The organism is Psychrobacter piscatorii, from assembly GCF_001444505.1.
Lineage (GTDB): Bacteria > Pseudomonadota > Gammaproteobacteria > Pseudomonadales > Moraxellaceae > Psychrobacter > Psychrobacter piscatorii_B.
Window position 1 is genome coordinate 1 of sequence record NZ_LNDJ01000030.1, and the last position, 1,094, is coordinate 1,094.

The window sequence follows — 1,094 nt, forward strand, 5'->3', positions numbered from 1 at the left end:
TTTTTTTCAGCCTACTTTTTGAACCACCCACCCGGATATAAATGTAACTATGAATAAAACAACTTTTAAAATATCGAAGATGGACTGCCCTTCGGAGGAAAACCTAATCCGAATGAAATTAGAGGGCCACTCGAATATTGAACATCTTGAGTTCGACATTCCTAACCGTCAATTAACTGTGTTTCATCATGACAATATAGAAGGGATAGAGACTGCTATTCATGACCTAAAATTAGGAGACACCCTACTCTCGACCGAAACCATTGACCCCTCTGATCCCAACAATAATTTTAAAATTGATGCTGACTCTAGTCACAAAAAAGATGCTGAGCAAAGAAAGCTACTATGGATAGTGCTGGTCATTAACTTTGCTTTCTTTATTATTGAAATGAGCACGGGACTGATTTCTCGTTCGATGGGGTTGGTCGCCGACAGCTTAGATATGTTAGCAGATAGCTTCGTGTACGGAATTAGCTTATTTGCGGTCGGTGGAACGGTCATTAAGAAAAAACGGATTGCTAGAATTGCCGGATATTTTCAAATTACGCTAGCGATTCTTGGTTTTTTAGAAGTACTAAGACGTTTCTTTGGCAATGAGCAGTTACCTGACTTTTCTACCATGATAGTCATATCGATTCTTGCGCTAATTGCAAACTTGATTTGCCTCTATTTACTACAAAAATCGAAAAGCAAAGAAGAAGAAGCCCATATGCAAGCCAGTATGATTTTCACTTCAAACGATGTGATTATCAATTTAGGGGTAATTGTTGCAGGGATTTTGGTTAATTGGTTACACTCTAGTACGCCTGATTTGATTATTGGTAGCATCGTATTTGCTTTAGTTATTCAGGGCGCCTTTAGAATATTGAAGTTGAGTAAGTAGCCAAGCCTAATAACTGAAGCAAATAGCTCAAGTAAGTAGCTTAATTAAACCGCTAAGTGTAAAGTAACTGGGTTTGAAGCAAATAAACATCATAAGGATATGAGACCTCAAGCAATGATTGAACAAACTTTAAATCTAGTCACCACCAAAGACCATCAGCAAGTTGCCGTTTGGCGAATAATAGATGATGAAGTCTTTGATAAGAATCTGG

General features: G+C 37.8%; 1 protein-coding gene. It reads left to right on the forward strand.

Going from position 1 to position 1,094, the window contains the following annotated elements:
- Positions 1-49 precede the first annotated feature (49 nt).
- Positions 50-883: a cation transporter gene (locus tag AS194_RS01890; protein WP_058023794.1), complete on the forward strand. Its 834-nt coding sequence runs from the start codon at positions 50-52 to the stop codon at positions 881-883.
- The last annotated feature ends 211 nt before the right edge of the window (positions 884-1,094 follow it).